The organism is Paraburkholderia sp. SIMBA_027, assembly GCF_046535315.1.
Taxonomy (GTDB): Bacteria; Pseudomonadota; Gammaproteobacteria; order Burkholderiales; family Burkholderiaceae; genus Paraburkholderia; species Paraburkholderia tropica.
In genome coordinates, this window is record NZ_JAWRWY010001604.1 from 1 (window position 1) to 236 (window position 236).

Sequence of the window (236 nt, forward strand, 5' to 3'; positions counted from 1 at the left end):
GGAGTCCCTGCCGGCGTTGGGATCGAGCTTCTCGGCGTGGCGAAGATGTTCTTCCACCCGCCCGTGGGCCTCGTCAGCCTTTTGGGCGTGCTGCTCGGCATCGCGGCGAAGACGATTCGCTTCCACCTCGGCCTGCAGCGCAGCGGCTTCGGCTTGGGCGGATTCAGCTTTGGCCTGGTGGGCGCCTATGGCTTCTTGGTCCGCCTTCTCACGCAACTCAGCGGCTCGACGGCGGT

1 protein-coding gene is annotated in these 236 nt (G+C 66.5%); it reads left to right on the top strand.

The features are described 5' to 3' along the window. Positions 1–36: 36 nt before the first annotated feature. A partial coding sequence (locus tag SB764_RS44595; RefSeq protein ID WP_410867386.1) for a hypothetical protein occupies positions 37–236 on the top strand: 200 nt, incomplete at its 3' end.